Genomic DNA, 431 nt, shown 5'->3' on the forward strand with positions numbered 1-431 from the left:
TTGCGCCTTTGAGGTGCAAGAATTTGAAGCAATTCAACGTACAAAGGTGGGTTCCGCGCGGATGGAGGCAGTATTCTTTTGCCACGGCATGCCCGGAAGCAAAGCCGACGCCACTTTGCTTCTCAAGGCTAATCCCGACGTAGATATCGTCGCGGTAGACCTTTTGGCTAACGCCCCAGAAGACGTTGATATGGCGTTTTCCAATGCGTTGCATAGCAAGGCGATTACTGCGGACAATGGCGGGGTAGTTCTGGCCGGGTTTTCGATCGGCGCAATGGCCGCGATCAAGATCGCCGCGAAACGTCCGGATATTGTCTCGCGGCTCATTCTCATTTCACCCGCGGCGCCCTTGTCGATAGGGGATTTTCTTCCGGATATGGCCGGTGAGCCTGTATTTAAGCTGGCCATGTCGCATCCGAATTTGCTTCGCC

1 protein-coding gene is annotated in these 431 nt (G+C 54.5%); it reads left to right on the plus strand.

Annotated features, from left to right (window positions below; genetic code table 11):
- Positions 1-431, plus strand: a 431-nt coding sequence (locus tag HJ536_RS20710; protein ID WP_177159283.1) for an alpha/beta fold hydrolase, incomplete at both ends; no start/stop codon positions are given.

Source organism: Donghicola mangrovi (genome assembly GCF_013377535.1).
Classification (GTDB): domain Bacteria; phylum Pseudomonadota; class Alphaproteobacteria; order Rhodobacterales; family Rhodobacteraceae; genus Donghicola; species Donghicola mangrovi.